The sequence below is a fragment of the Dongia sp. genome, assembly GCF_041918875.1.
Lineage (GTDB): Bacteria > Pseudomonadota > Alphaproteobacteria > Dongiales > Dongiaceae > Dongia.
Genome location: NZ_JAYRUV010000020.1, coordinates 56226 through 80076, shown reverse-complemented (window position 1 = coordinate 80076; position 23851 = coordinate 56226). Strand labels below are relative to the sequence as shown.

At 63.3% G+C, this 23851-nt stretch carries 25 protein-coding genes; 9 read left to right on the top strand and 16 right to left on the bottom strand.

Features of this window, described 5'->3' with window-relative positions; all coding sequences use genetic code 11:
- Positions 1–166: 166 nt before the first annotated feature.
- The 9 genes from thiL to ACE3TY_RS18585 all read right to left on the bottom strand — a co-directional run bounded on the left by thiL (position 167) and on the right by ACE3TY_RS18585 (position 7556).
- The gene (gene thiL, locus ACE3TY_RS18625; protein ID WP_374655766.1) at positions 167–1174 is read right to left on the bottom strand and encodes a thiamine-phosphate kinase; all 1008 of its coding nucleotides are present in this window, start codon (positions 1172–1174) and stop codon (positions 167–169) included.
- On the bottom strand, positions 1155–1688 hold the full coding sequence (gene nusB, locus ACE3TY_RS18620; protein WP_374655764.1) for a transcription antitermination factor NusB: 534 nt from the start codon (positions 1686–1688) through the stop codon (positions 1155–1157). The genes thiL and nusB overlap by 20 nt, the downstream gene beginning before the upstream one ends.
- Positions 1688–2143 (bottom strand): 6,7-dimethyl-8-ribityllumazine synthase, encoded by a 456-nt coding sequence (gene ribH / locus ACE3TY_RS18615; protein ID WP_374655762.1) that lies wholly within the window; start codon positions 2141–2143, stop codon positions 1688–1690. Before ribH ends, nusB begins: the two co-directional genes overlap by 1 nt.
- 67 nt (positions 2144–2210) lie before the next feature.
- Complete coding sequence (locus tag ACE3TY_RS18610) at positions 2211–2804, bottom strand: riboflavin synthase (RefSeq protein WP_374655760.1); 594 nt, start codon at positions 2802–2804, stop codon at positions 2211–2213.
- Positions 2805–2835: 31 nt separating this feature from the next.
- The gene (gene ribD, locus ACE3TY_RS18605; RefSeq protein WP_374655758.1) at positions 2836–3951 is read right to left on the bottom strand and encodes a bifunctional diaminohydroxyphosphoribosylaminopyrimidine deaminase/5-amino-6-(5-phosphoribosylamino)uracil reductase RibD; all 1116 of its coding nucleotides are present in this window, start codon (positions 3949–3951) and stop codon (positions 2836–2838) included.
- Entirely contained in the window at positions 3935–4393 is a 459-nt protein-coding gene (gene nrdR / locus ACE3TY_RS18600) for a transcriptional regulator NrdR (protein ID WP_320501545.1), read from the bottom strand. The genes ribD and nrdR overlap by 17 nt, the downstream gene beginning before the upstream one ends.
- 28 nt (positions 4394–4421) lie before the next feature.
- Positions 4422–5696: a serine hydroxymethyltransferase gene (glyA, locus tag ACE3TY_RS18595; protein WP_374655768.1), complete on the bottom strand. Its 1275-nt coding sequence runs from the start codon at positions 5694–5696 to the stop codon at positions 4422–4424.
- Positions 5697–5798: 102 nt separating this feature from the next.
- The gene (gene rpiB / locus ACE3TY_RS18590; RefSeq protein WP_374655756.1) at positions 5799–6230 is read right to left on the bottom strand and encodes a ribose 5-phosphate isomerase B; all 432 of its coding nucleotides are present in this window, start codon (positions 6228–6230) and stop codon (positions 5799–5801) included.
- A 126-nt stretch (positions 6231–6356) separates the two neighbouring features.
- A complete protein-coding gene (locus ACE3TY_RS18585; RefSeq protein ID WP_374655754.1) occupies positions 6357–7556 on the bottom strand; it encodes a branched-chain amino acid ABC transporter substrate-binding protein in 1200 nt (399 codons plus the stop codon).
- Between the two features lie 418 nt (positions 7557–7974).
- On the opposite strand from ACE3TY_RS18585, the gene ACE3TY_RS18580 reads away from it, so the two are divergent.
- Positions 7975–8529, top strand: a complete 555-nt coding sequence (locus ACE3TY_RS18580) for a Spy/CpxP family protein refolding chaperone (protein WP_374655752.1) — start codon at positions 7975–7977, stop codon at positions 8527–8529.
- Positions 8530–8622: 93 nt separating this feature from the next.
- Here ACE3TY_RS18580 and ACE3TY_RS18575 read toward each other — a convergent pair whose 3' ends face one another.
- The 7 genes from ACE3TY_RS18575 to ACE3TY_RS18545 form a co-directional block, all read right to left on the bottom strand.
- On the bottom strand, positions 8623–9756 hold the full coding sequence (locus tag ACE3TY_RS18575) for a branched-chain amino acid ABC transporter substrate-binding protein (protein ID WP_374655750.1): 1134 nt from the start codon (positions 9754–9756) through the stop codon (positions 8623–8625).
- A gap of 162 nt (positions 9757–9918) precedes the next feature.
- Positions 9919–10248: a DUF6867 family protein gene (locus ACE3TY_RS18570; RefSeq protein ID WP_374655748.1), complete on the bottom strand. Its 330-nt coding sequence runs from the start codon at positions 10246–10248 to the stop codon at positions 9919–9921.
- A 12-nt stretch (positions 10249–10260) separates the two neighbouring features.
- A complete protein-coding gene (locus ACE3TY_RS18565) occupies positions 10261–10971 on the bottom strand; it encodes an ABC transporter ATP-binding protein (RefSeq protein ID WP_374655746.1) in 711 nt (236 codons plus the stop codon).
- Between the two features lie 8 nt (positions 10972–10979).
- Positions 10980–11810 (bottom strand): ABC transporter ATP-binding protein, encoded by an 831-nt coding sequence (locus ACE3TY_RS18560; RefSeq protein ID WP_374655744.1) that lies wholly within the window; start codon positions 11808–11810, stop codon positions 10980–10982.
- On the bottom strand, positions 11807–13411 hold the full coding sequence (gene livM, locus ACE3TY_RS18555; RefSeq protein WP_374655742.1) for a high-affinity branched-chain amino acid ABC transporter permease LivM: 1605 nt from the start codon (positions 13409–13411) through the stop codon (positions 11807–11809). The genes ACE3TY_RS18560 and livM overlap by 4 nt, the downstream gene beginning before the upstream one ends.
- A 5-nt stretch (positions 13412–13416) precedes the next feature.
- On the bottom strand, positions 13417–14379 hold the full coding sequence (locus ACE3TY_RS18550) for a branched-chain amino acid ABC transporter permease LivH (RefSeq protein WP_374655740.1): 963 nt from the start codon (positions 14377–14379) through the stop codon (positions 13417–13419).
- Between the two features lie 260 nt (positions 14380–14639).
- Positions 14640–14855: a hypothetical protein gene (locus tag ACE3TY_RS18545; protein WP_374655738.1), complete on the bottom strand. Its 216-nt coding sequence runs from the start codon at positions 14853–14855 to the stop codon at positions 14640–14642.
- A gap of 204 nt (positions 14856–15059) precedes the next feature.
- Here ACE3TY_RS18545 and ACE3TY_RS18540 point away from each other — a divergent pair, with 204 nt between their 5' ends.
- The 8 genes from ACE3TY_RS18540 to pseI all read left to right on the top strand — a co-directional run bounded on the left by ACE3TY_RS18540 (position 15060) and on the right by pseI (position 23810).
- Positions 15060–16256 carry an acyl-CoA dehydrogenase gene (locus ACE3TY_RS18540; RefSeq protein ID WP_374655736.1) on the top strand — a complete coding sequence of 399 codons (1197 nt, stop codon included), beginning with the start codon at positions 15060–15062 and terminating at the stop codon, positions 16254–16256.
- A 36-nt stretch (positions 16257–16292) separates the two neighbouring features.
- Positions 16293–16442, top strand: a complete 150-nt coding sequence (locus ACE3TY_RS18535; protein WP_374655734.1) for a hypothetical protein — start codon at positions 16293–16295, stop codon at positions 16440–16442.
- On the top strand, positions 16439–16564 hold the full coding sequence (locus ACE3TY_RS18530; protein ID WP_374655732.1) for a hypothetical protein: 126 nt from the start codon (positions 16439–16441) through the stop codon (positions 16562–16564). Before ACE3TY_RS18535 ends, ACE3TY_RS18530 begins: the two co-directional genes overlap by 4 nt.
- Before the next feature lie 199 nt (positions 16565–16763).
- Positions 16764–18209 carry a surface carbohydrate biosynthesis protein gene (locus ACE3TY_RS18525; RefSeq protein ID WP_374655730.1) on the top strand — a complete coding sequence of 482 codons (1446 nt, stop codon included), beginning with the start codon at positions 16764–16766 and terminating at the stop codon, positions 18207–18209.
- A gap of 12 nt (positions 18210–18221) precedes the next feature.
- Positions 18222–19043: a class I SAM-dependent methyltransferase gene (locus ACE3TY_RS18520; protein WP_374655728.1), complete on the top strand. Its 822-nt coding sequence runs from the start codon at positions 18222–18224 to the stop codon at positions 19041–19043.
- Entirely contained in the window at positions 19025–19732 is a 708-nt protein-coding gene (locus ACE3TY_RS18515) for an HAD family hydrolase (RefSeq protein WP_374655726.1), read from the top strand. Before ACE3TY_RS18520 ends, ACE3TY_RS18515 begins: the two co-directional genes overlap by 19 nt.
- Entirely contained in the window at positions 19729–22758 is a 3030-nt protein-coding gene (pseG, locus tag ACE3TY_RS18510; protein WP_374655724.1) for a UDP-2,4-diacetamido-2,4,6-trideoxy-beta-L-altropyranose hydrolase, read from the top strand. The genes ACE3TY_RS18515 and pseG overlap by 4 nt, the downstream gene beginning before the upstream one ends.
- Positions 22758–23810: a pseudaminic acid synthase gene (pseI, locus tag ACE3TY_RS18505; RefSeq protein WP_374655722.1), complete on the top strand. Its 1053-nt coding sequence runs from the start codon at positions 22758–22760 to the stop codon at positions 23808–23810. Before pseG ends, pseI begins: the two co-directional genes overlap by 1 nt.
- The last annotated feature ends 41 nt before the right edge of the window (positions 23811–23851 follow it).

The window sequence follows — 23851 nt, the reverse complement described above, 5'->3', positions numbered from 1 at the left end:
GATGGACCGGATACTACGGAAAGCCAGGCCCCATCGTCATGCTCAGAGGTCTCAATCAGTTCCATGCAATCAAGCATGGCTGGAACCTCCGAAATGTGTGAATCTCGTAGCCTCGCGGGAGAGGGTCAGGGTGAGGGGGGGCGGGCGACTGGGCTCGGTGGTAACGTCAGAAGTGCCGATAGCCCTTGCTGGCCAGTTCGAGTGCCGCGCCGTCGCGGTCGACGACCGTGACACCCTGCCCCGGCGCGATCTCGCCGACGATTGTCAGCCGCATATCGAGTTCGGCGGCGATGCCGAGGAGGTCCGGCACTGCATCGGGTGATGCCGTCAGCAGTAATTCGTAATCGTCGCCGCCGGTGAGGATCAGCGGCAGCCGGGTCATGTCGTCGGCGAGGATGGCGGCGGCGGCTTCCGAGACCGGCACGGCATTGGCGCGCAACGTGGTCGCCACGTGGGAGGCGTCGGCTATGTGCGCGAGATCGGCGACCAGGCCGTCCGACACGTCCATCATGGCATGGACCCGGCCACTTTCCATCAGGGCGCGGCCCAGATCGACGCGCGGCTGCGGCAGGTGATAGCGGTTGGTCAAATAGCGCCGGCTGGTTTCGTCGAGCCCCGGAAATTCGTTGCGCAGCACCTTGAGCCCAAGCGCGCCGTCGCCGATCGAGCCGGAAACCAGCACGGCATCGCCGGGCCTGGCGCCGTTGCGGCGCGGGGCCTTCCCCGCCGGCACCGTGCCGATGGCGGTCAGCGACAGGGTCAGCGGCCCCGGTGTCGCCACCGTATCGCCGCCCATGAGGCCGATGCCGAATTCGGCCTGGTCGGCGGCAAGCCCTTCGCAGAAGGTGGCGACCCATGCCTCGTCCACATCGGGCGAGAAGGCCGTTACCATCAGATAGCCGACGGGCCGGGCGCCCTTGGCGGCGAGGTCGGAGAGATTGACCCGCAGCATCTTGCGGGCGACGAGATCGGCGGGATCCTCGGGCAGGAAATGGATGCCGGCCACCAGCGCATCGGCGGTGAGGACCAGTTCCTCGCCCAGGGCCGGCGCCCAGGTGCAGACATCGTCATCGAGGCCGAGTGCGCCCGGCATATTGGCCGCCAGCGGCTTGAAGTAGCGCGCGATGAGGTCGAACTCACCGGGCAGCCGGTTATTATCTGGCGGTCTGGCCACCGCGCCCGCTTCCCTTGCCCGCCAGCTCGCCCGGGCGCAGCGTCTGCGCCAGCTTGTCGAGGATTCCGTTGGTCATGCCGGTTTCCTTCTCGCCGAAGAAGGCATCGGCCACGGCGAGGTACTCGCTGATCACCACCTTGGGCGGCACATCCTGGCGGTGGGCGAGTTCAAAGGCCCCACAGCGCATGATGGCGCGCAGGATCGATTCCAGCCGCTCGACGCTCCATTCGTCCGAGATGACGGCCGAGAGCATGTCGTCGAGTTCGCCGACGCTGGCGGCGACACCGCGCACCAGTTCGGCAAAGAGCTTGCGGTCGGCCGGGGGCAGTTCCGATTCCTCACCCGCCTTGCGGTTGATTCGGTGGGTGCCGAATTCGCTGATGATCGCCTCGGGCTTGCCGCCGGTCTGTTCCCATTGATAGAGCGCCTGCACGGCGGCCAGGCGCGCAGCTCGCCGCTCCAGCGCCAGTTGCTGGCTGCGTTCCTTGGCGGTGAGGCTCTTATCTTGGGCCATCACGACCCCAGCTGCTTCTTGAGGGCGATGAGGCTCATGGCAGCAAGGGCGGCCCCGCCGCCCTTGTCGAGTTCGCTCACCTTGGCGCGGACCCAGGCCTGCTCGTCATTCTCGCAGGTGAGGATGCCGTTGCCGATGCAGAGGCCATATTCCGTCGCCAGGCTCATCAGGCCCCGGGCGCTTTCGTTGCAGACGGTCTCATAATGAGTGGTCTCGCCGCGGATGACGCAGCCCAGCGCCACATAGCCGTCGAACTTCCTCTTCAGCTTGCCGGTCTCGGCCGCCAGATGGGCGAGGCGGATCGCCGCCGGAATCTCGAGGGCACCCGGCACGGTGAAGCGCTCATAGGTGGCGCCCACGGTATCGAGCGCGCGCTTGGCGCCGTCCCACAGCGCGTCGGAAAGGTCTTCGTAGAAGCGCGCTTCGACGACCATGATATGCGGTTTGTCGGTCATAGTTCCTGAAACTCTATCCAAGGGTTGCCGCCTTTTAACGGCTTACCCGCCTGAGGTCGAGCGCTGCTTATCTGCCATCCTGGCCGAGCAGTCTCGCCACATAACGGGCGATGAGGTCGATCTCCAGATTGACCCGCTGCCCGACGGTGGCCTTGCCCAGATTGGTGGCGACCTGGGTGATCGGGATGAGGCAGACGCCGAACTGGCGGCCGCTCACTTCGTTGACCGTGAGCGACACACCGTCGATCGTCACCGAGCCCTTGGAGGCGATATATTTTGCCAGATTATCAGGGGCTTCGACGGTTAGCCGCAAGCTGCCCTTGTCATCGGCGGCACTCACGACCGAGCCGATGCCATCGACATGGCCGGCGACGATATGGCCGCCCAGCTCGTCACCCACCAGCATGGGGCGTTCGAGGTTGATGCGATCGCCAACTTTCCAGTCTTTCAAGGTGGTTACGGCAAGTGTCTCCTGTGCCGCCTCAAAGGCCAGCCAGCCAGCGCCCTTCTCCACGACGCTGAGGCAGCAGCCATTGCAGGCGACTGATGCGCCAATGGCGATGGGGCCGGTATCGTAGCCGGTGGCGATCTCCAGCCGCGTCACGGCGCCTGGTTTCAGCGCGCGGACGGTGCCGAGGTCCGTCACAATTCCAGTAAACATCTTTTAGTTTCCGTAGCTTGAAAGAACAGGCTCAGTCGGCGCGGGCATAGAGCGAGAAGTTGTCCGGGCCGACCTGCTGTGCCGACAGAAGCTTGAATCGGCTGATCCGGTCAAGCGCGGGCCGGCCCAGTTCGCCGATGGCAGCCATGCCGTCGTCGCCGATCACCAGGGGTGCCTGGAACCAAGCGAGGCGGTCGACCAGATCCTCCTTGAGGAGGCTGGTGGCGAGATTGGCACCACCCTCGACCAGGATCCGGGTCAGCCCGCGATCGGCCAATTCATTGAGAACGGTTCTTAATTGGACCCTTCCGGAATCGCCCCTTGAGGGACAAATCAGGGTCAATTCGGGATCGCGGAACCGGCTGAAATCGGCCTCGGCGGCCGTCACGATCCAGGTCGGGAACCGATCCTGGTCCGCAAGCAGTTTCGCGGTCGGGGGAATCTGCAACCTTGTGTCGAGGACGACCCGGACCGGCGAGCGTGCCTCGAGCCCTGGGAGCCGGCAGGTCAATTCAGGATCGTCGGCCAGCACCGTCCCCGATCCCACCATGATGGCGTCATGAGCGGCACGGAGCCGGTGGCCGATCGCACGGGCGGCGGGTCCGGTGATCCATTTGCTCTCGCCCGAAAGGGTCGCGATGCGGCCGTCGAGGGAGGTGGCGAGTTTCAGGGTAATGAGCGGCCGGCCGAGTTTGATCCGGGTGAAGAAACCGGCATTGTCCTCCCGCGCCTCAGCTTCGAGGACGCCTTCGGTGACCGCGATCCCGGCCTTCTTCAGGATGGCGATGCCGCCGCCGGCGACGCGCGGGTCGGGATCGCCGGTGGCGATGACGCAGGCCTTGATCCCCGCCGCCACCAGCGCCTCGGCGCAGGGCGGGGTCCTGCCATGATGAGCGCAGGGTTCGAGCGACACATAGGCGGTGGCGCCCCGCGCCAGGATACCGGCCTGGGCCAGGGCTTCGGTTTCGGCATGGGGCCGGCCGCCCGGTTGCGTGTAGCCACGCCCGACGACGCGGCCGTTTTGCACGATAACGCAGCCGACGGATGGATTGGGCCAGGTGCGGCCCAGATTGCGCCGCCCAAGGCCCAGCGCCGCGCTCATATGGGCGCGGTCGGTGTCGGTCTCGGGCTTAGTCGTTCTCGCCACCGAGCTTGCCGATGAAGGTCTCGAAATCCTTGGCTTCGCGGAAGTTGCGATAGACCGAGGCGAAACGCACATAGGCCACCTTGTCGAGGCTGGCCAGGGCGTCCATGACCGCCTCGCCGATCATCGAGGTCGGCACTTCGGTCTCGCCGGAGCTTTCCAGGCGCCGCACGATGCCGTTGACCACGCGTTCGAGCCGTTCGGCATCCACCGGGCGCTTCCGGAGCGAGGTCTGCATCGAGCGCATCAGCTTGTCGCGTTCGAAGGGTTCGCGCTGCCCATTGCTTTTCACCACCACGAGTTCGCGCAGCTGCACGCGCTCGAAGGTCGTGAAGCGGGCGCCGCAATTGCCGCATTGGCGCCGGCGGCGGATCGCGGCGTTATCGTCGGTCGGCCGCGAATCCTTCACCTGGGTATCTTCATTGCCGCAAAATGGGCAGCGCATCTGTCCCCTCTTCCCCGTTCAGTCCCGATTACCGGTTCGGATAAATCGGAAACTGGCGGCACAAGGCTTGCACGTCCTTGCGCACGGCTGCTTCCGTCGCCGAATTGTCGTCGGGATGCGCCGCGAGCCCATCCAGCACGCGGCAGATCAGTTTGCCGATTTGACGGAATTCCCCGGTGCCGAAGCCGCGCGTCGTTCCCGCCGGCGTACCCAGGCGGATACCTGACGTGATCATCGGCTTTTCGGTGTCGTAGGGAATGCCGTTCTTGTTGCAGGTGATGCCGGCATGGTCGAGCGTCGCCTCGGCCGCCTTGCCGGTCAGCTTCTTGGGCCGCAGATCGACCAGCATCAGGTGATTGTCGGTGCCGCCCGTGGTGATGGCATAGCCGCCTTCGATGATCGTATCCGCCAGCACCTTGGCGTTGTCGATGACCTGCTGGGCATAGACCTTGAATTCCGGCTTCAGCGCCTCGCCGAAGGCCACGGCCTTGGCGGCGATGACATGCATCAGCGGGCCGCCCTGGAGGCCCGGGAACACGGCCGAATTGATCTTCTTACCCATATCCTCGTCATCGGCGAGGATCATGCCGCCGCGAGGGCCGCGCAGGGTCTTGTGCGTCGTGGTGGTGACGACATGGGCATGCGGGAAGGGGCTGGGATGCACACCCGCCGCGACCAGACCGGCGAAATGCGCCATGTCGACCATGAAGATTGCGCCGACGGCATCGGCGATCTTGCGGAAGCGCGCGAAATCCCAGACGCGCGGATAGGCGGAACCGCCGGCCAGGATCAGCTTGGGCCTCGATTCACGGGCGAGCTTTTCGACCTCGTCCATATTGATCGTCAGCGTGGCCGGATCGACCGTGTAGGAGACGACCTTGAACCACTTGCCGGACTGATTGGCGGGCGAACCGTGGGTCAGATGACCGCCGGCCGCCAGGTTGAGGCCCATGAACGTGTCGCCCGGCTGCAGCAGCGCCATGAACACGCCCTGGTTGGCCTGGGCGCCCGAATGCGGCTGCACGTTGGCGAATTTGCAGTTGAACAGCTTCTTGGCGCGCTCGATCGCCAATTCCTCGGCAAGGTCGACGAATTCGCAGCCACCGTAGTAACGGCGCGACGGATAGCCTTCGGCATATTTGTTGGTCAGCACCGAACCCTGTGCTTCGAGAACCGCGCGCGAGACGATGTTCTCGGAGGCGATCAGTTCGATCTGGTCCTGCTGGCGGGTGAATTCCTTGCCGATCGCGTCGAAGATCGCGGTGTCCTGCTCGGCCAGCGGCTTATCGAAGAAACCCGGCATCGGCCTGTAATTCTTGGTGTCCTTATTCATTCCCTCTAACCTTTCCTGGCCATCATCCGGCGCCTTGGACGGCTGCCGGCGTCGCGAAATTCGACCAAAGTCCTAGCTGAACTTGGCGACGCGATTTTGGTGACGGCCCCCTTCGAAATCTGTCCCAAGAAACACCTGCAAACAGTCGCGAGCGACATCGGCGCCGGTGGTCCTGCCACCAAGGCAGAGAACATTGGCGTCGTTGTGGAGCCGCGCCAGTTTGGCGGTGAGATGATCGTGGCAGAGTGCCGCCCGCACATGGGCGTGTCGGTTGGCGGCCATCGAAATGCCGATCCCCGACCCGCAGACCAGAACGCCGCGCGAGACCGTGCCGGCCTTCAGCGCCTCCGCCATCTTCTTGGCGAAATCAGGATAGTCGACCGAAGCCGGACCGTCCGCGCCAAGATCCAACGGCTCGAAACCGAGCCGTTCAAGCTCTTGCTTCAATTGGGTTTTCAGTTCGAACCCAGCATGGTCGCTGGCAATCGCAATCTTTTCCGCCATAAGTCCCGGCCCAGTATGCAAGATGCACGAGCCAGCGCCACGCGGCGGGTTCGAGCGGGGCTACCATATAGCTGGGCCGGGGTCGGCGCCAACCACAATCTATGCCGAAATTCCGCGGAAATCGGCCTATTGGCGGACGGCCAGCCCCTCATTCCAGACATACCAGATATAGTTGGGCGCCTTGAGATCGCCCTTCGCGTCCCAGCCAAGCTCGCCAAGGATCGTCCTGACCGGGTTCTGGCGCAGAAAATCGCCGATCGCCTTGGCGTCCGTGCCCTTGGTCGCTTCGGCGGCGGCGGCGAAGACCTGAATCGCGGCATAGGCGTTGATGGCGTCGTTGCCGGGCTCGGCCCCTTCGGCCCTGAGACGCGCGACGACATCGGCTGCTTCCGGCCGTTCGACCGCCGGCGCCTGGTCGCTGTAGCGGACGCCGGTGCCGCGCCCCTGGGAGAAAGACCAGAATTCGGGATTGCTGAGCATGTCGGGTCCGACAAGCTGGGTCGGCAGCTTTGCCACCCGCATCGCCCAGGCCAGGCGCCCGATATCATCGTGATAAGCCGCGACATAGAGGACACTTGGCTGCGCCTTCTTCAGGGCGTTCACCAGACTGGAATAGCTGGTCTGGCCTTGCGTGAATTCACCGTCGATGACCGGGCGAATCCCCTTTTCCTTCAGCCGGGCCAGGAGCTTCGTGGCGATGCTCTTGCCGTAAAGGCTGTTGTCGCTGACGACCGCGACCGGCTGGCCTGGATAAGTCTGGGCGATCCAGTCGGCGGCGAAGATTCCCTGCATGTCGTCGCGGCCGACGACGCGAAACATGGTCGTCACCTTGCGCTGTGCCGCAATGTCGGTCACCAGACCATTCGTGACGGAGGGCGTGATCTGAAGAACATCGGCCGCGCCGTAGATATTGGCCCCTTCGATGGAGGAGCCGGAGCAGAAGTGGCCGTCGACGAAAACGGCGCCCTTCTGAATGAGCTCGGTAGCGGCGCTTTCCGCCTCTTTCGTGCCACACTTGTCGTCTTCCACTTCGAGGACGACGCGACGGCCAAGGAGGCCGCCGGCGGCGTTGAGGTCGGCCACGGCAAGCTCGGCCCCCCGCCGCATGTCGAGGCCATACTTCTGCAGATCCCCGCTCATCGGCCCGGCAAGTCCGATGACGATGCGCCCATCCTCCTCGGCGGCAATCCGCGCCGCGTCGGCATTGGCCATGACCTTGGCCCTGGCGGCCTCGGCCTCCTCGCGCGTGGGTCCGCTGGGTCCGGCGCAGGCCGCCAGAAAAAGAGCCGACATCAGTTGAACGATAAACAGGCGGCTGACAGTCACGATCTTCCATCCCCAAAGACATTCTCTCCGTGTAGATCCCCGGAGTGTATTTCTTGTCATTTACGATTAATGAGCGACCCGGCCGGATGCAAGGCCCCACATCGGCCAGCCTGGACGGCCCCATGACAAATCGGCCTCGATTGATCCAGGTCAGGACCCTTCGCGCGGCAAACATCGACGATATGGGGCGAGGCGAAAGTTTGCCGGGAGGAATGCCGACCGGGCCGCATCGGGCTGGGTGAACAGCCCGAACCCGGGATGGGACCGCTCGGCTCGGCGTGCCGATCCGCATCGCCATGGCGGCGATCCGCGATACGGACAGGGTGCCCCATTGGACGGCGCCCCATTGGACAACGATCTGGCGCAGTTCGGCCGGAAGTGGAGATCGATCATTGTAAAACCATGCAAGGAGGGTTCCATGCGTATCTCGATACCTGCCCTGACGATAGCCGCGCTGCTCATCGGAACGCCGGCGATCGCGCAACAGAACACCCAGCCGACGATGGGCTCCGGGATGATGGGTTCCGGGATGATGAATCCTGCCCAGCATATCGAAGGCCGCCTCGCCTTTCTCAAGACGGAATTGAAGATCACCGAGGCGCAGGCGCCGCAATGGGACGCCTATGCCGACGCCTTGCGCGCCAATGCCAAGCGCAAGGGCGCGATGATGCACGACATGATGTCGAAGGGCATGATGGGCCAGGGCATGATGGGTCAGGGGATGATGATGGGGAACCAGGGCCAGGGCATGATGGGCCAGGGGATGATGATGCAGGGCATGACGATGCAGGGCAAGGACGGGAAGCCGCTGCCCTTGCCCGAGCGCCTCAAATGGATGGAAGAGCATATGAGCGCGCATTTGGAGATGCTGCAGGCGATCAAGGAGCCTGCAACCAAGCTCTACGACGTGCTGTCGCCGGAACAGAAGGCCGTGGCCGATCAGTTGATGATGGGTCCGATGGGCATGATGTAAAATCGCCCGCCTCACGCTCCACGGAAGCCGCACCAACAAAAAAAGCCCGGGCCGAGGCCCGGGCTTTCTTCATCTGCTCAAAAGAGCCGACGCTTAGTTCAGCGGCTCTTGGATAGCTTTGCCGTCGTGCCAGACATACCAGGCGTAGTTGACCTTGGTCAGATCGCCCTTGGCATCGAAGGTCAGGTCGCCGATCGCGGTGGGGATCGGCGCAGCGCGCATCGCTTCCGCGACCTTCGCTCCGTCCGTCGAACCAGCCGCCGTCGCCGCCGCGGCCCAAGCCTGGATCGCAGCGTAGGAGTTCAGCGTGTAGCCTTCCGGCTCGTAATTGTCGGCACGGAACGCGGCCACGACATCCTTGGCGGAGTCGAGGTTGACTGCCGAAGCGCCGTCACTGTAGCGCAGGCCTTCGCCGGCCGGACCGGAGATCGACCAGAACTCGGCGGTGTTGAGAGCGTCGGCCGAGACGAACGCGGCTTCGAGGCCCTGTTCGCGCGCCTGACGGACCATCAGACCCACGTCATTGTGATAGCCGCCGATATAGACGGCGTCGATCTTGGCGTCCTTCAGCTTGCTGATGAGCGCGGAAAAGTCCTTTTCCTTGGCGGTATAGGTTTCACGCAGCGCAACCTTGCCACCCGAGGCTTCGTAGTTCTTCGCGGTTTCGTTGGCGAGACCCTGGCCATAGGCCGACTTGTCGTCGAGGATGGCGACATTCTTGCCCGGATAGGTCTTGGCCAGCCACGGGCCGGCGAAGACACCCTGGGCATCGTCACGGCCGCAGGTGCGGAACACGGTGTTGACGCCTTTGGCCGCCATATCTTCGGTGAAGGCCGGGTTGGTCGAGGCCGGGGTGATCTGCACGATGCCTTCTTCGGCATAGACCGCCGAAGCCGGGATCGAGGAACCCGAGCAGAAGTGACCGGCGACGAAGGCGACTTCCTTCTTCACCAGATCGTTGGCAACCTGCACGGCCTGTTTCGGGTCGCACTGGTCGTCGCCGATTTCGAGCTTCAAGGTCTTACCGAGCACGCCGCCCTTGGCGTTGATGTCGGCAACCGCCTTCTCCGCACCGCGCTTCAGCTGTTCGCCGAAGGCAGCGAGTTCGCCGGTCATCGGACCAGCAACGGCGATGGTCAGATCCTCCGCCTTGGCCGAGGTGACGCCGAAGGCGCCGGCAGCCAGCACGGCGGCCAAAGCCGTCGAGCCAATCAGATTCTTAAGCATAGATCCCTCACATAAAGCCTGAGTTTTCACTTACCCCTGCGGTCTTCCGCCGTCAGGTTAAGCTGACGGCATCTTCCCGCCTTACTGCAGCCGGGTCAATCCAAACCGACTGCAAAACTCCGTGATCCGCATATTCCCGCGGTTTGTCGTATTTAACCTTACTTAACCCTGGGTTGCGGCCTTTTCGCGCCAGCTGAACACGCCGGTACGCTCGTAGATCCAGGGGTACTGCGCCACCATTTTGCGCGCCTGAGTGAGGCGGTAGGCAATCAGGGCCATCGCGACGATGACGATCAGATCGAGCAGGATTGCCAGGATATCGAAGAACTGCTGCTGGAACAGGGCCCTCGCCAGAAAGCGATTAAAAACCACGAGCAGAAATCCGTAAGGCAGGTTCTGCCAGGCCGGGCGCCACGTCTCGGCGAGCGCTTGCCCCATCAGGAAGGCGGCGCTTCCGAAGATGCAGACGGTGAGAAAAACAAAAACCCACATATCAATCTCCGCTCAATGGCCGCCTTCAAGATAGGCCGCGCGTACTTCTGCATTGCTCAGCAATTCGGCGCCGGTGCCCGAGATGGTAATCGTGCCATTGACCATCACGTAGCCGCGATGCGCGAGCTTCAGCGCGTGATTGGCATTCTGTTCGACCAGGAACACGGTCATGCCCTGCTGCTCGTTGATCTCGCGGATGATGCCGAAAATCTGCCGCACGATCAGCGGCGCCAGCCCCAGCGACGGTTCGTCGAGCAGCAGCAGGCGCGGCCGGCTCATCAGCGCACGGGCGATGGCCAGCATCTGCTGCTCGCCGCCCGACAGTGTGCCACCGCGCTGGTTCATGCGCTCTTTCAAGCGCGGGAAGATCGTGAATACGCGCTCAAGGTCTTGATCGAAATGCTGCGGCTGGCTGGTGATCGCCCCCATATGGAGGTTTTCCATGACACTCATGCGCGGGAAAATGCGGCGGCCTTCCGGCGATTGCGCGATGCCGAGACGCATGATCTCGAAGGTCGGCATCTGCGCGATGTCCTTGCCTTCGAAGACGATGCGGCCTGAACGCGCCCGCGGCGTCCCGCAAATGGTCATAAGCAGGGTCGACTTGCCGGCACCGTTGGCGCCGATCAAGGTGACGATCTCGCCCTGCTTCACTTCGAGGTCGACGCCCTTGAGCGCCTCGATATGGCCGTAGAAAGTGTGAACGCCTGAAATCGTGAGCATCGCCAAGCCTATTCCTTCTCGTCTTCGCCGAGATAGGCGCGGATGACCGCCGGGTCATTGCGGATCTCGACCGGCGTGCCGTCCGCGATCTTGCTGCCGTAATCCAACACGACGATGTGGTCCGAAATTCCCATGACGACGCTCATGTCATGTTCGATCAGCAGCAGGCCGATGCCGAACTCATCGCGGATCGAGAGCAGCAGGGCGTTGAGCTCGGCCGATTCCTTCGGATTGAGGCCGGCCGCCGGCTCGTCGAGGCAGAGCAGCACCGGCTCGGTGCACATGGCGCGCGCGATTTCCAGCCGCCGCTGGTCGCCATAAGGCAGGCTGCCGGCAGGTTCGTCGGCGACATGGGTCAGTTTCACCCGCTCCAACCAGTGCACCGCGAGATCGCGGGCCGCCGCTTCGGCATGGCGGAATGCCGGCAGGCCGAGGAGCCCCAGCACGGTCCATCCCGAAGCGTGCATCAGCTTGTTATGCTGCGCCACCATGAGATTTTCCAGCACTGACATGCCCGGGAACAGCCGGATGTTCTGGAAGGTGCGCGCCACCTTGGCCTTCTGACCGATGCGGAAGCCGTCCATGCGTTCCAGCAGGAAGGGTTCGCCATGCGGACTGCGGAGCGCGATGCGGCCGACCGTCGGTTTGTAGAATCCGGTGATGCAGTTGAACAAGGTCGTCTTGCCGGCACCGTTTGGACCGATGACGCCGGTGATCTGGCGGCTGCGCGCCGAAAAGCTCACATCGTTGATGGCGACGAGGCCGCCGAAACGCATGGTCAGCCGCTCGACCTCGAGCAGGGTATCGTCCGCCGCGTTCATCGCGGTCCGCGCGCTCATTGCCCGGCTCCCGGCGCGGCCACATTGGGCGACTTTGCCTTGGTCGATCTCAGTAGGATGGTGGGGATGCGATAAGAGAGCAGACCCTTCGGACGCAGCAGCATGATCAGCACCATGACGCCGCCGAAGACCAGCATGCGGTAGAGCGAGAGTTCACGTAAGACCTCGGGCAAGCCGATGAGCAGGATGGCGGCCAGGGCGACGCCGACCTGGCTGCCCATGCCGCCCAGCACCACGATCGCCAGGATCACGGCGGATTCGATGAAGGTGAAGCTTTCAGGGCTGACGAAGCCCTGGCGCGTGGCGAAGAAGGAGCCGGCGAAACCCGCGAACATCGCGCCCAAGGCAAAGGCCGTCAGCTTGGTGTTCGTCGGATTGATGCCGAGCGCACGGCACGCGGTCTCGTCCTCGCGCAGGGCCTCCCACGCCCGGCCGATCGGCATCTTGCGCAGGCGGATGGTCACGAAGTTGGTGACCAGCGCCAGCACGAGGATGACGTAATAGAGGAAGTAGATCCGGTGCACCGTGGCGAACTCCACCCCGAACAAGGTGTGGAAAGCCAATTCCCCTTCCGCCGGGTTGCGCTCGAACGGGATGCCGAAGAAATCGATCTTGGCGATGTTGCCGATGCCGTTCGGGCCGCCGGTGAAGACCTGCCAGTTGATGAGGATGATGCGGATGATTTCGCCGAAGCCCAGCGTCACGATCGCGAGATAGTCGCCGCGCAGGCGCAGGACCGGGAAACCGAGGGCGACGCCGAAACCCGCCGCCATGGCACCCGCGATCGGCAGGCTTTCCCAGAAGTTCAGCCCCAACGTGGTCGAGAGCTTGGCATAGGTATAGGCGCCCACCGCATAGAAGGCGACATAGCCAAGATCGAGCAGGCCGGCGAGGCCCACCACGATGTTGAGGCCCCAGCCGAGCATCACATAGGTCATCACCAGGATGAGGCTGTCGACGAAGGAGCGGCTGCCGCAGGCCTGGAACCAGGACGGCATCCAGTCGCAATTGACGAGCGGCAGCATGACGGCAAAGCCGATCAGGATCGGCCCGAGAACGCCGGAGAGATTGCGGGCAAAGCGGGCCTGACGCGCTTCGGCCGCCTCGCGCACATCGAGCGTCTGGGCACCCTGCGCCTTGCGGCGGCGTGTCTTGGCGGCCGAGGCGAACACGAAGAAGGCGCCGAGGCCGAAGATGACATTCACCATCGGCTGCTCGAAGGGCAGGATGTCGGGCTGCAGCGGATCGACCGTCACCAGGAACTCGCCATAGGCCGGCAGTTCCAGCACGCCGACCACGCCGGCACCGAAGAGATAGAGGAAACCGAGACCGCCCAGCACCAGCGCCGGCAGCGTGCGGTCGAACCGGGTCAGCGTCAGCAGGAAGCGGCCAGCCGGGATGAGCAGCATCGCCCAGACCACGTCGCCGTAGCGCGTGATGTAGCTCATCTGTTCGCCCTGCAGCACCTGGGTCTGGTAGCCCACCATCAACCAGCCGAGCAGGAAGACAAGGATGGATGTGAAGACCGCTTCCTTGGCAGCCTCGACATAGGCTGACGGCGGTTTGGGGGCGGCGGAGAGGCCTTGGGTCATGTTCGTCATCGCTGTCAGACCTTCTCGACTTCAGGCCGGCCGAGGAGGCCGGTCGGGCGGAAGATCAGCACCAGGATCAGAACGCCGAACGCAGCCACGTCCTTGTATTCCGCCGAGAAGTAATTGGACCACATGGCTTCGATAAGACCGATGAGAATGCCACCCAGCATGGCGCCGGGCAGCGAGCCGATGCCACCCAGAACCGCCGCGGTGAAGGCTTTGATGCCGGCGATGAAGCCCATGTAGAAATCGTTGTTACCCCAATAGAGCGTCACCATCATGCCGGCCACAGCAGCGAGCCCCGCGCCCATGACGAAAGTCAGGGAAATCGTCCGGTCCACATTGACGCCGAGCAGCGAGGCCATCTTCATGTCCTGCTCGCAGGCGCGCTGCGCCCGGCCCAAAGCCGTGCGCGAGATGAGCAAGGCGAAGCCGGTCATCAACACAATCGTCAGCAGAATGATGATGATCTGCATGAAGCCGAGCTGCACGGCGAAGCTGCCGTCCGACCGACTCATCAACTCCAAGCCGCCACGGATGACCGGTTCAACCGGTTTGGGCCGCGGCCCCTGCAGCAACTGGACGTAGTTCTGCAGAACGATCGACATGCCGATGGCGGAGATGAGGGGAGCCAGGCGCGGCGCACCGCGCAATGGACGGTAGGCGATTCGCTCAACCATCCAGCCATAGGCGGCGGTGAGCACGATGGCGACCACCAGCATGATCAGCAATTGCAGTGGCACCCAGCTGATGCCGAGCGTACCGCAGAGCAGCAGCACGATCATGGCCTGAAAGGCACCGATCATGTAAACATCGCCATGGGCGAAGTTAACCATGCCGATGATGCCGTAGACCATCGTGTAACCGATGGCGATGAGGCCGTAGATGGAACCTAGCGTTAGCCCGTTGATCAGCTGCTGCACAAATGGCGGGAACTTGTCGTCAAGCAGCGGCGATAAAGACAGAAACCATTCCATCTCGCGCGCAGTCTCCTCTCTTCTGGGCCCATCTAGCGGCCCGCCTTGAACTGCATGTCCTGGCGGAGGATCGGATCTGGAATGCCCCAAACCGGCACGCGGAATCGAGTCCTTGGTGGAACCGACCCAGCAGCGCCGACGTCACGTCAAACGAAAGGCCCCCATTCCGGCCGCCTCTCGCGGGACCGTCTCCGGCCCCGTCGGCATGCAGCTCGTCATTGCCGCGGAACCTATCGTGACAATTCAGGGGGGACAAGGTGTTATTTATGTTCGCCTGCCGTTCCGTCAGGATGGGTGTCCTTTCGCCGGGCCAACACGAATTCCAGCTTGCGGATCGCCGCCTGGGCCGCCTGATGCTGGGGCAGGTTCGCTGGAACCGGCATCGAGACTTCGATCAGGGTCACGGGGTCCATCGCCGAAACCTTGACGTAGGCGCCGACCTGATGAAACTCGACGATATAACCGGTGCCGGACAACGAATACCTCCCGCCCCTGTCCTCAGGTGTCCTCAGGGACAATGCCTAGCTCGGGGGCAATGCATAGCTCGCATGCGCCGGCGGCTGAACTGAGGCCAGGACACATAAGCGGCCTGCGCCAAGCCGCCCTGTCGCATGCCCGATTGCCATGATATAGCATCCGCCGCCGACCAGGATAACGACAAAAGCCTTTGGAGTACGAGAATGAGTTCCGCCCGCCACGCCAAGCCTGAATTCAAATGGGAGGATCCGCTCTTCCTCGACGCACAGTTGACGGAGGAAGAACGGCTGGTGCGCGACACGGCGCGCAATTATGCGCAGGACAAGCTGATGCCCCGCATACTCGAAGCCAACCGTCATGAGCGCTTTGACCGCGAGATCATGAACGAGCTGGGCGAACTTGGCCTGCTCGGTTCGACCATCGATGGCTATGGCTGCGCCGGCACGAACTATGTCTCCTACGGCCTGGTGGCGCGCGAGGTCGAACGGGTCGATTCTGGCTATCGTTCGGCGATGTCGGTGCAATCGAGCCTGGTGATGCACCCGATCAATGCCTACGGCACCGAAGCGCAGCGCCAGAAATGGCTGCCCAAGCTCGCGACCGGCGAACTGGTCGGCTGCTTCGGTCTCACCGAACCCGATCACGGTTCGGACCCTGGCGGCATGAAGACCCGCGCCAGGAAGGTCGATGGCGGCTATATCGTCACCGGCGCCAAGATGTGGATCACGAACTCGCCGATCGCGGATGTCGCCGTCGTGTGGGGCAAGACCGAAGACGATGTCATCCGCGGCTTCGTGCTCGAGCGTGGCATGAAGGGTTTCTCGACCCCGAAAATCCAGGGCAAGTTCTCTCTGCGCGCGTCGGTCACAGGCGAGATCGTCATGGACAATGTGTTCGTGCCGGACGAGAACCTGCTGCCGAATGCGAAGGGTCTTGGCGGCCCGTTCGGCTGCCTCAACAATGCCCGCTACGGCATCGCCTGGGGTGCGTTGGGGGCGGCGGAATTCTGTTGGCACGCGGCGCGGCAATATACGCTGGACCGTAAGCAGTTCGGCCGGCCGCTTGCGGCCACCCAGCTGATTCAGAAGAAGCTTGCCGACATGCAGACCGAAATCACCCTCGGTCTCCAGGCCTGCCTGCAGGTCGGACGCATGAAGGATGCCGACAATTGCCCGCCGGAAGCCATATCGCTCATCAAGCGCAATTCCTGCGGCAAATCGCTCGACATCGCCCGCACGGCGCGCGACATGCACGGCGGCAATGGCGTTTCGGACGAATTCCATGTCATCCGCCATGTCATGAACCTCGAAGCCGTCAATACCTATGAGGGCACCCACGACATCCACGCCCTGATCCTGGGCCGCGCCCAGACCGGGCTGCAGGCCTTTACCGGCGCCTGATCCGGCTCCGTTCGGACCAAGCCAAGGGGCGCGCTCTTGTCGCGCCCCTTTTTCTTGCGCCGCCGCCTTGCCGCCGCGGCCTCGATTGACAGTGCGCGCTTCTGGATCGCGCTGGAACAGGGTGTCGCCTGCGTGCTCTCATCGATGAAGATCACGCGCGGCGGCGAGATCTTCCCCCCTCGATGAAGGTGACAGAGTTTGCCAACAGCCTGGCGCCCGGCCTCCCCCACACGATCATCGGCTTCCGCTTCGCCAGCGACATCAACAAGCAATGGCACAATGCCGTGTCGCTCAAGAAGATGATCTGACATGAACAATCCTTAGGGTTTCGCTGGCGGGGGCGGTAACTTCTTTGCGCGGACCATTTGCGATTGGCAACGGTCTCGCGGTAAATAGCCCGGCCGGTCTTGTCTTGTGCCGCCGAGGCATCCGGATGGGCCGGGCGGGTGTCGGCCGCCGAATCGTGGGATATATCGCTTAGGCTATTGAAAAAATGAGTTTTCTTCGTTGAACGCCACCCCTCACCTATCTGCCGCCGGCCAGCGCCGCATGACGGGCGGCTTGCGGCGCATCCTCTATATGCCGATGGAGATTGCTTCCCGCGAGCTCGACTCGCGACTGCTGCTGGCGGTTCTCGCCCTGGCGCGTGGCTATGAAGTGGTCCTTGGCCAGAAATGGCTGATCGAGCGGAATGTCGATGCAATGCCGCCGGGCGTCTATCTGTCGAAGAGCCTGACCCAGCGCGACGCCAGAACGATCATGCGCGTTCAGGAACTGGGCTATCTGGTCGCCGCGATCGAGGAAGAAGTGCCCGGCCTGGTGACGACGCCCAGCGAGCTGCGCTGGATCGCCGCTGACGCCGTCCGTCATGCCGACGCCATTTTCATCGGTGGCGAAACGAACACGAATTCCATGAAAACGCGCTTCCCCTTCGCGGCAGCGCGCGTGCACACGACGATCAACCCGCGCTGGGATCTGCTGCGCCCGGCCATGCGCGGCATTCACCGGAACGAGGTCGACGCCATCCGCCAGCGATTCGGGCGGTTCCTCCTCATCAACACCAATCTCGGCTGGACAAATTCCGAAAAAGGCCCGGTCGATTTCATGGTGCAGGATCAGGCGCGGCAAGGAAAGCTCGACCTCTCCGACCCGATCGACCGGCACTTCATCGAGAACTACCTTGCCATGGAAGGCGACAATCACCGCGCCGTCGTCGGCATCATCCAGCAATTGCTTGAGAAGCTGCCCAATGTGCAGATCATTCTCCGGCCGCATCCGAGCGAGCGCATCGACACCTGGCTCAACCACTTCAAGGGCGAACCGAGACTTTCCGTCGTCCGCGAGGGGCCGTCCATTCCCTGGATTCTTGCTTCGGATGCGCTCATCCAGACCAATTGCACCACCGGCGTCGAAGCGATCGCTCTCGACCATCCAGCCCTATGCGTCATGGACACCAAGAGTCCTGCCGTCGGGCGGTATGTCGCCAACCGGGTCAACCCGATCGCACATTCGGTCGATGAGGCCGTAACCATGCTGATCGATCATCTGGCAGGCAAACCGAGCCTGGCTTTCACGCCGGCGATGCAGGACGCCTTCGTGGCCAGCATGAGCTACGATCCGGCGCATATGGGCGCCGAGAAGGTGATCGACTGTCTAGATGCGTTGCTCATGTCGCATGGCGCCGCCGGACGGCCGCTCAGCTTCGCGATGAGCCAATGGCGGCCGAAATGGAACTATCAGTGGAGCCTGAAGGACAAGAACGTCCGCGGCACGCTTTTCCCCGATTTCGACCATGACATGGTCATGGAGCGCTTCAATCGCATTGCCAAAGCGGTCGGGGTCGACGTGCGCCCTCACATCCATTCCTGCGGATCGAAGGTTGCATTGTTGACGCAACGCCAGGTAAGCGTCCGCACGCGCCTTCATCGGTTCATGCGCAGCAGATTTGGCTGAGGTCGAGTGCCGATGAAGCTCGAAGACATACAGCGGCACTGGCAGAACTGGGCAAAGTCCTTCGGCAAGGACCTGCGCGCCACGACCAAGGGGCGCACGGCAAAGATGATCGAGATCGCGACCATCGGCCGTGTCGTCGAAGGAGCGCGTCGCGACCTGAAGCGGCCTTTGCATATCCTCGAGGTCGGTTGCGGTAACGGCTTCAACTGTAGCTGGATCGCGCGGAATTTTACCGATTGCAGCATCACTGGCATCGACTATATCCCGGAAATGATCGAGGCTGCCAAGCTGCGCCGAACCGAGGACGGGATTGATGCCGAACGACTCCGTTACCTGGTCGGCAATGCGCTGCAGATCGACAATGTCGATGGACCTTTCGACATCATCTTCACCGACCGCTGCCTCATCAACCTCAACAGCTGGCATCTGCAGCAGCAGGCCTATCTGGGGATGGCCGCCCTGCTCGGCCCAGGTGGCTATCTTGCCACGATCGAAAACTCCACCGAGGCCCGAGCGCGGCAAGAGCAACTGCGCGCCGGCGCGGGCCTTCCCCCGCGGCCGATCGACAGCTTCAACACGTTCATCGAGGACGGCCGGTTCGAGGCGTTAGCGCAGCAGATCGGCCTCGATATCGTCGCGACACAGCACATCAGTTCGCTTCACGACCTTCTGCTCTACGTTCTGCTGCCGATGACCAATGGCGGGATTGTTGATTACGAGCATCCGCTCATAGAGGCCGCCGCCCGCGTCAACATCGACCTCGTCGGCGCGCACGGACAGGATCTGGGGCCGGTCGGCCAGAACCGGCTGGTCCTGTGCCGGCGGCCGGCATGATGCCCGCAACGCCCATCATCCATCGCGCCGCCAAGCGCGCCCTGCTGCTCGACTTCGACGGCACACTCGCCGACACGATCCTTGGTCTGCGCCAAGTCTATGAGAGATTCCTCGATCGATTGAACGTTCGGCAACACGCGCCCAGCTTCGAAGAAGCAAATGGCATGGTGTTGAGCGAGCTGATTCAGGGTCTGTGCCGGCAGTTTGCGACAGCGTCGGCCCCGGAAGCCGAGTGGCAATCATACCGGAACGGCGTGGAGGCCGCGATCCTCGAAGCGGCGCCCATGCCGGGGACGCATGCATTGATCGCGTGGGCAAAGCAGCAAGGCTGGCTGGTCGGCATTGCCAGCGCCGGACAGACTGCTCTCATCGCCGATTGGCTGCGGCGCCACGAACTGGCCATGGCTATCGACGAAATCGTCGGCGCCGATCTTTGTCCGCGCGGGAAGCCGGATCCGGCGCTTTATCAGCTTCTGATCGGCCGGCTGGACGTCGCGCCACAAGATTGCATTGCCATCGAAGATTCGCCGGCCGGCATCGCCTCGGCACTGGCCGCGGGGATCGATGTCATTCATTTGCGGAGCGGTGAACCCGGCAAGGACGGCAACGAAGCGCTCCTGAACGTCGGATCCCTGGCCGATGCGCTTACCTTCTTGCAGCGGCGGTTCCCGCCGATAGGACATTCATGAAGCAGTCCGTCTCGCTCATCCGACTGAACGATGCGCCGGTCTGCACGTTGAGTTCGACGACGCCCGACGTCCCTGCCTGGGTCGACGGACGCGCCCGCGAAATCTGGCGCGAGGAAGTACAGCGCCGCGGCGCAAACCTGTTCGACGGCGAAATTGTATCCGTCGTGTCGATCAATGACAGCAGTATCGTCGGCCGCCGCTCGGACTATCGCTGGCTGTTGGCCCAGTCGCGCGACGCCTCTATCTTCAAATGGTCCCAGATCCGGCCGCTGGCGGTCACCGGATTGCTGCTCTGCCGGGACGGAATCGTCATCGGGCATCGCAGCAAGACCGTCTATCAGTTCCCCGGCATGGGCGAACTGGCCCCCTCCGGGTCGGTGGACATGACAACCCTCGACAGCGATTCCAGAATCAACCTGCAGCAGCAATTGATGCTGGAGCTGAGGGAGGAAATCGGCATCACTGCCGACGAAGTTATCGATGTCCGGCCGCTCGCCGTCGTGAGCGATACGGACAGCCAGGTTTTCGACGTCTGCTTCACGGTCCGGACGTCGAAGGATTGGGCGGAGATCACGCAGATATTCGAGAAGAACGGCAGCGCCGAGTATGAGCGGGTTGAACTCCTGCCGCTGAACTGCGTCCAAGAGTATCTGCTCGCCAACCAACAGACCTTGACGCCGCTGACTCTGGCCCTGCTGCAGATGGTCGTCAATGACCAGACATTGTCTGTGCCGCAATCTGTCATTCCGGCTCTCGGTTCGACTTCGCCGCGAACGGCCGTTATCGTTCAGGCACGCAAAGGTTCGTCACGCCTGCCCGGCAAGATTCTGCGGAAGCTGTCGGGCAAGACGGTGCTGGAGCATGTGATCGAGCGGTTGCATCGGGTCAGGAACGCCGATCTCGTCGTCGTCGCAACCACGACGCAGAGCGCCGACGACGAGGTGGCGGCCCTTGCCGAGCGCTGTGGCGCCATTATCTTCAGAGGCGACGAGCGCGACGTGCTGGGTCGCTACCTTGGTGCCGCGCGTGCCGTCAATGCAGATGTCATCCTGCGAGTTACCAGCGATTGCCCGCTCATCGACCCCGACCTGTGCGAAGCCGTCATCTCGGCACGCGCCAAGACGGACGCCGACTATGCCTCCAACAACATGCCGCGCCTGTTTCCTCACGGTTTGGATTGCGAGGCATTTACGCGAACCGCCCTCGAAATGGCGGCGCGCGACGCCACCACGCCCTATGATCGCGAGCACGTGACGCCCTGGCTGCGCCGCCGCCCTGAACTCCACCGAGCCAACGTGGTCGGTCCCGGCTGGCCCGCCAACCAGCAGCGCTGGACTCTCGACTATCCCGAAGACTTGCTGTTCTTCGACAGGCTGTTCGCCAAACTGCCGGCAGACCGTCTCGCCACATGGCAGGAGGCGTTGTCGCTCCTCGGTCAGGAACCATATCTCGCGCAGGCGAACGCGCAGCATCGGGTGCGGACCGCAATGGCCAACGATCCGAGTGCCGGCGTCGTTGTCTTCCGCATGACCGCCAATGCCAAGATCGGGATGGGACATGCCATGCGCTGCCATGCGTTGGCGACGCGCCTCGAAGCGCTTGGTTGGCGCTGCTATTGGGCGGCCACCGCCGAAACCCTGGCCTTTCTCGGCGACAACACTCCGCCCCACCTGCGGATCGAGCTGCGGGACGAAGATGCTGCGGCCGACGCCGCCAGGATCGGCGCCGCAGTCCGGCATTGCGATGCCCTGATTGTGGACGATTACGATGTCTCGACAGATTTTGCGCAGGCCGTTCGCCAGTTTGCCGAACAGATCGTCTATTTCGACGATCTCGCCAACCGCCCGATGGATGCCGATCTCATCGTCAACCCCACGCCGGGCGACTGGACCAGCCGCTACAAGAAACTCAACCGGCGCGACGCGCGTCTCCTCATCGGCCCCGACATGGCCTTGCTTCGGCAGCAATTCCAGGCACGCCGCGGCACGCGCCAGCAGATGCTGAACGCGACCGGTCAGGCGATGCCGATAAAGCGGATACTGGTTGCGTTCGGCGGTGTCGACCCGCTCAACGGCACCGGGCTGGCACTCGACATGCTGGCGCAGCAGGCCGATCTTTCGGTCGATGTCGTCCTTGGCGGCCAGGCCCCCTATATCGAAGATGTCAAACGACAGGTGGCCGCCATGGGCCCGCGGGTCAAGCTGTGGACGGACGTCGCCGACATGGCAGCCATGATGATGGAGGCGGATTTGGCGATCGGCGCCCCGGGAACGTCGACCTGGGAGAGAGGCTGCGTCGGGCTTGCGTCCCTGCTTGTCGGCATTGCCGAGAACCAGCGCGACAACGCGGCGATCGTCGAGCGGGCTGGCGCCGGCCTCGTGGCCGGTTTTCTCACCGCTGAACCGCGTGAGGCCGTGGCGGCGACGCTGGCGGCGCAGTTCCGTGACCTGCAGCAACATCCGGCAAAGCGGCGCACAATGGCGCTGGCGGCGATGAAACTGTGCGACGGCCGCGGCACGCAACGTGTTGTCGCCGCCCTGCTGCCGGCGACGGATCTGCCGGACGGCCGCCGACTGCGCCTGCGCATCGTTGAAGCGCATGATGAAGAAATGCTGATGAAGCTGCAGCGGGCGCCCGAAACACGCCGCTATGCGCTCAATCCCGCCATTCCGACGGAAGAAGAGCACCATCGGTGGCTCTTGGAGCGCCTGTCGGCCGTGGCCGACTGGTTCCTCATCGCCGAAGTGGAAGGCCAGGCCGCCGCATTCGTCCGCCTGGATTGGATCGGCGAGGATAACGGGCGCCCCGAATATCTGATCTCGATCGCCACCGAGCGCTCGTTCCACCGCCAGGGTATCGGCGCCGCGTTGCTGCGGGCCGTGCGCCATCTGGCGCCGGGCGCACATTTTTATGCCAAAATCCTGCCGGATAACCTAGCTTCACTATCGCTTTTTGCCAGAGCGGATTACAGGTTGGCGGCGGACGGTTTCTTCCACTCCTATCCCGCCCAGCATAAGGAGGCCTAATGCAGCGCGTTACCATTGCCGGTCGGGAAATCGGTCGTGACCGGCCGCCTTATGTCATCGCCGAACTCTCCGCCAATCACAATGGCAGTCTCGAACGTGCCAAGGACATCCTGCGCGCGGCGAAGAAGGCCGGCGCCGATGCCCTGAAGCTGCAAAGCTACCGGGCCGATACCATCACCATCGATCACGATGGACCGGACTTCCGCGTGAAGGGCGGCCTCTGGGACGGAGCGCGCCTGTTCGACCTCTACAAGGAAGCCGCCATGCCGTGGGAATGGCATGAGCCGCTCTTCGCCCTGGGGCGCGAACTGGGCATCGCCGTCTTCAGTTCGCCCTTCGATCACACGGCGGTCGACATGCTGGAACAGCTGGGCGCCCCCGCCTACAAGATCGCTTCGCTCGAGCTTTGCGACATTCCGCTCATTCAATACGTGGCGCGCACCGGCAAGCCGATGATCATGTCGACCGGCGCTTCGGAACTCGGCGAAATCGCTGACGCCGTGGCCGCGGCGCGCCAGGCCGGCTGCAGGGAGCTCATCCTTCTCAAATGCACCAGCGGCTATCCGACGCCGCCGGCGGAAAGCCACCTGCGCACCATTCCGCATCTGGCCGAGATGTTCGACTGCGTGGTCGGTCTTTCGGACCACACCATGGGGACGGCGGTGCCGGTGGCGGCGACGGCCATCGGCTCGGCGCTGGTCGAGAAACACTTCACCCTGGCGCGCGCAGATGGCGGCGTCGATTCCGCCTTCAGCCTTGAACCGGCCGAACTGACGCAGATGATCGAAGCGATCAATATCGGGTGGGAGGCGATGGGCTCGGTTCATTACGGCCCGACCGCTTCGGAAGCCGGCATCCGGCCGTTGCGCCGCTCACTCTACATCGTCAAGGATGTGAAGGCTGGCGACGTAATCGGTGGCGAGCACGTGCGCTCGATCCGGCCCGGCAAGGGCCTGGCGCCGAAATATCTGCCCGACGTGATCGGGCGCCGCGCCGCACGCGATCTGAAGCGCGGCACCGCAGTCGATTGGACGATGCTGGCTGCCAACTAAGGATCAGGGAACTGACCGCACAAGCGCTGGCCAATGGCGAA

Bases quoted from the DNA above. Each gene is read 5' to 3' on its own strand.
- nusB (WP_374655764.1), bottom strand. From the start codon at position 1,688: ATGGCCCAAGATAAGAGCCTCACCGCCAAGGAACGCAGCCAGCAACTG.
- ribH (WP_374655762.1), bottom strand. From the start codon at position 2,143: ATGACCGACAAACCGCATATCATGGTCGTCGAAGCGCGCTTCTACGAA.
- ACE3TY_RS18610 (WP_374655760.1), bottom strand. From the start codon at position 2,804: ATGTTTACTGGAATTGTGACGGACCTCGGCACCGTCCGCGCGCTGAAA.
- nrdR (WP_320501545.1), bottom strand. From the start codon at position 4,393: ATGCGCTGCCCATTTTGCGGCAATGAAGATACCCAGGTGAAGGATTCG.
- glyA (WP_374655768.1), bottom strand. From the start codon at position 5,696: ATGCCGGGTTTCTTCGATAAGCCGCTGGCCGAGCAGGACACCGCGATC.
- rpiB (WP_374655756.1), bottom strand. From the start codon at position 6,230: ATGGCGGAAAAGATTGCGATTGCCAGCGACCATGCTGGGTTCGAACTG.
- ACE3TY_RS18580 (WP_374655752.1), top strand. From the start codon at position 7,975: ATGCGTATCTCGATACCTGCCCTGACGATAGCCGCGCTGCTCATCGGA.
- ACE3TY_RS18575 (WP_374655750.1), bottom strand. From the start codon at position 9,756: ATGCTTAAGAATCTGATTGGCTCGACGGCTTTGGCCGCCGTGCTGGCT.
- ACE3TY_RS18570 (WP_374655748.1), bottom strand. From the start codon at position 10,248: ATGTGGGTTTTTGTTTTTCTCACCGTCTGCATCTTCGGAAGCGCCGCC.
- ACE3TY_RS18565 (WP_374655746.1), bottom strand. From the start codon at position 10,971: ATGCTCACGATTTCAGGCGTTCACACTTTCTACGGCCATATCGAGGCG.
- ACE3TY_RS18560 (WP_374655744.1), bottom strand. From the start codon at position 11,810: ATGAGCGCGCGGACCGCGATGAACGCGGCGGACGATACCCTGCTCGAG.
- livM (WP_374655742.1), bottom strand. From the start codon at position 13,411: ATGACGAACATGACCCAAGGCCTCTCCGCCGCCCCCAAACCGCCGTCA.
- ACE3TY_RS18550 (WP_374655740.1), bottom strand. From the start codon at position 14,379: ATGGAATGGTTTCTGTCTTTATCGCCGCTGCTTGACGACAAGTTCCCG.
- ACE3TY_RS18540 (WP_374655736.1), top strand. From the start codon at position 15,060: ATGAGTTCCGCCCGCCACGCCAAGCCTGAATTCAAATGGGAGGATCCG.
- ACE3TY_RS18530 (WP_374655732.1), top strand. From the start codon at position 16,439: ATGAAGGTGACAGAGTTTGCCAACAGCCTGGCGCCCGGCCTCCCCCAC.
- ACE3TY_RS18520 (WP_374655728.1), top strand. From the start codon at position 18,222: ATGAAGCTCGAAGACATACAGCGGCACTGGCAGAACTGGGCAAAGTCC.
- pseG (WP_374655724.1), top strand. From the start codon at position 19,729: ATGAAGCAGTCCGTCTCGCTCATCCGACTGAACGATGCGCCGGTCTGC.
- pseI (WP_374655722.1), top strand. From the start codon at position 22,758: ATGCAGCGCGTTACCATTGCCGGTCGGGAAATCGGTCGTGACCGGCCG.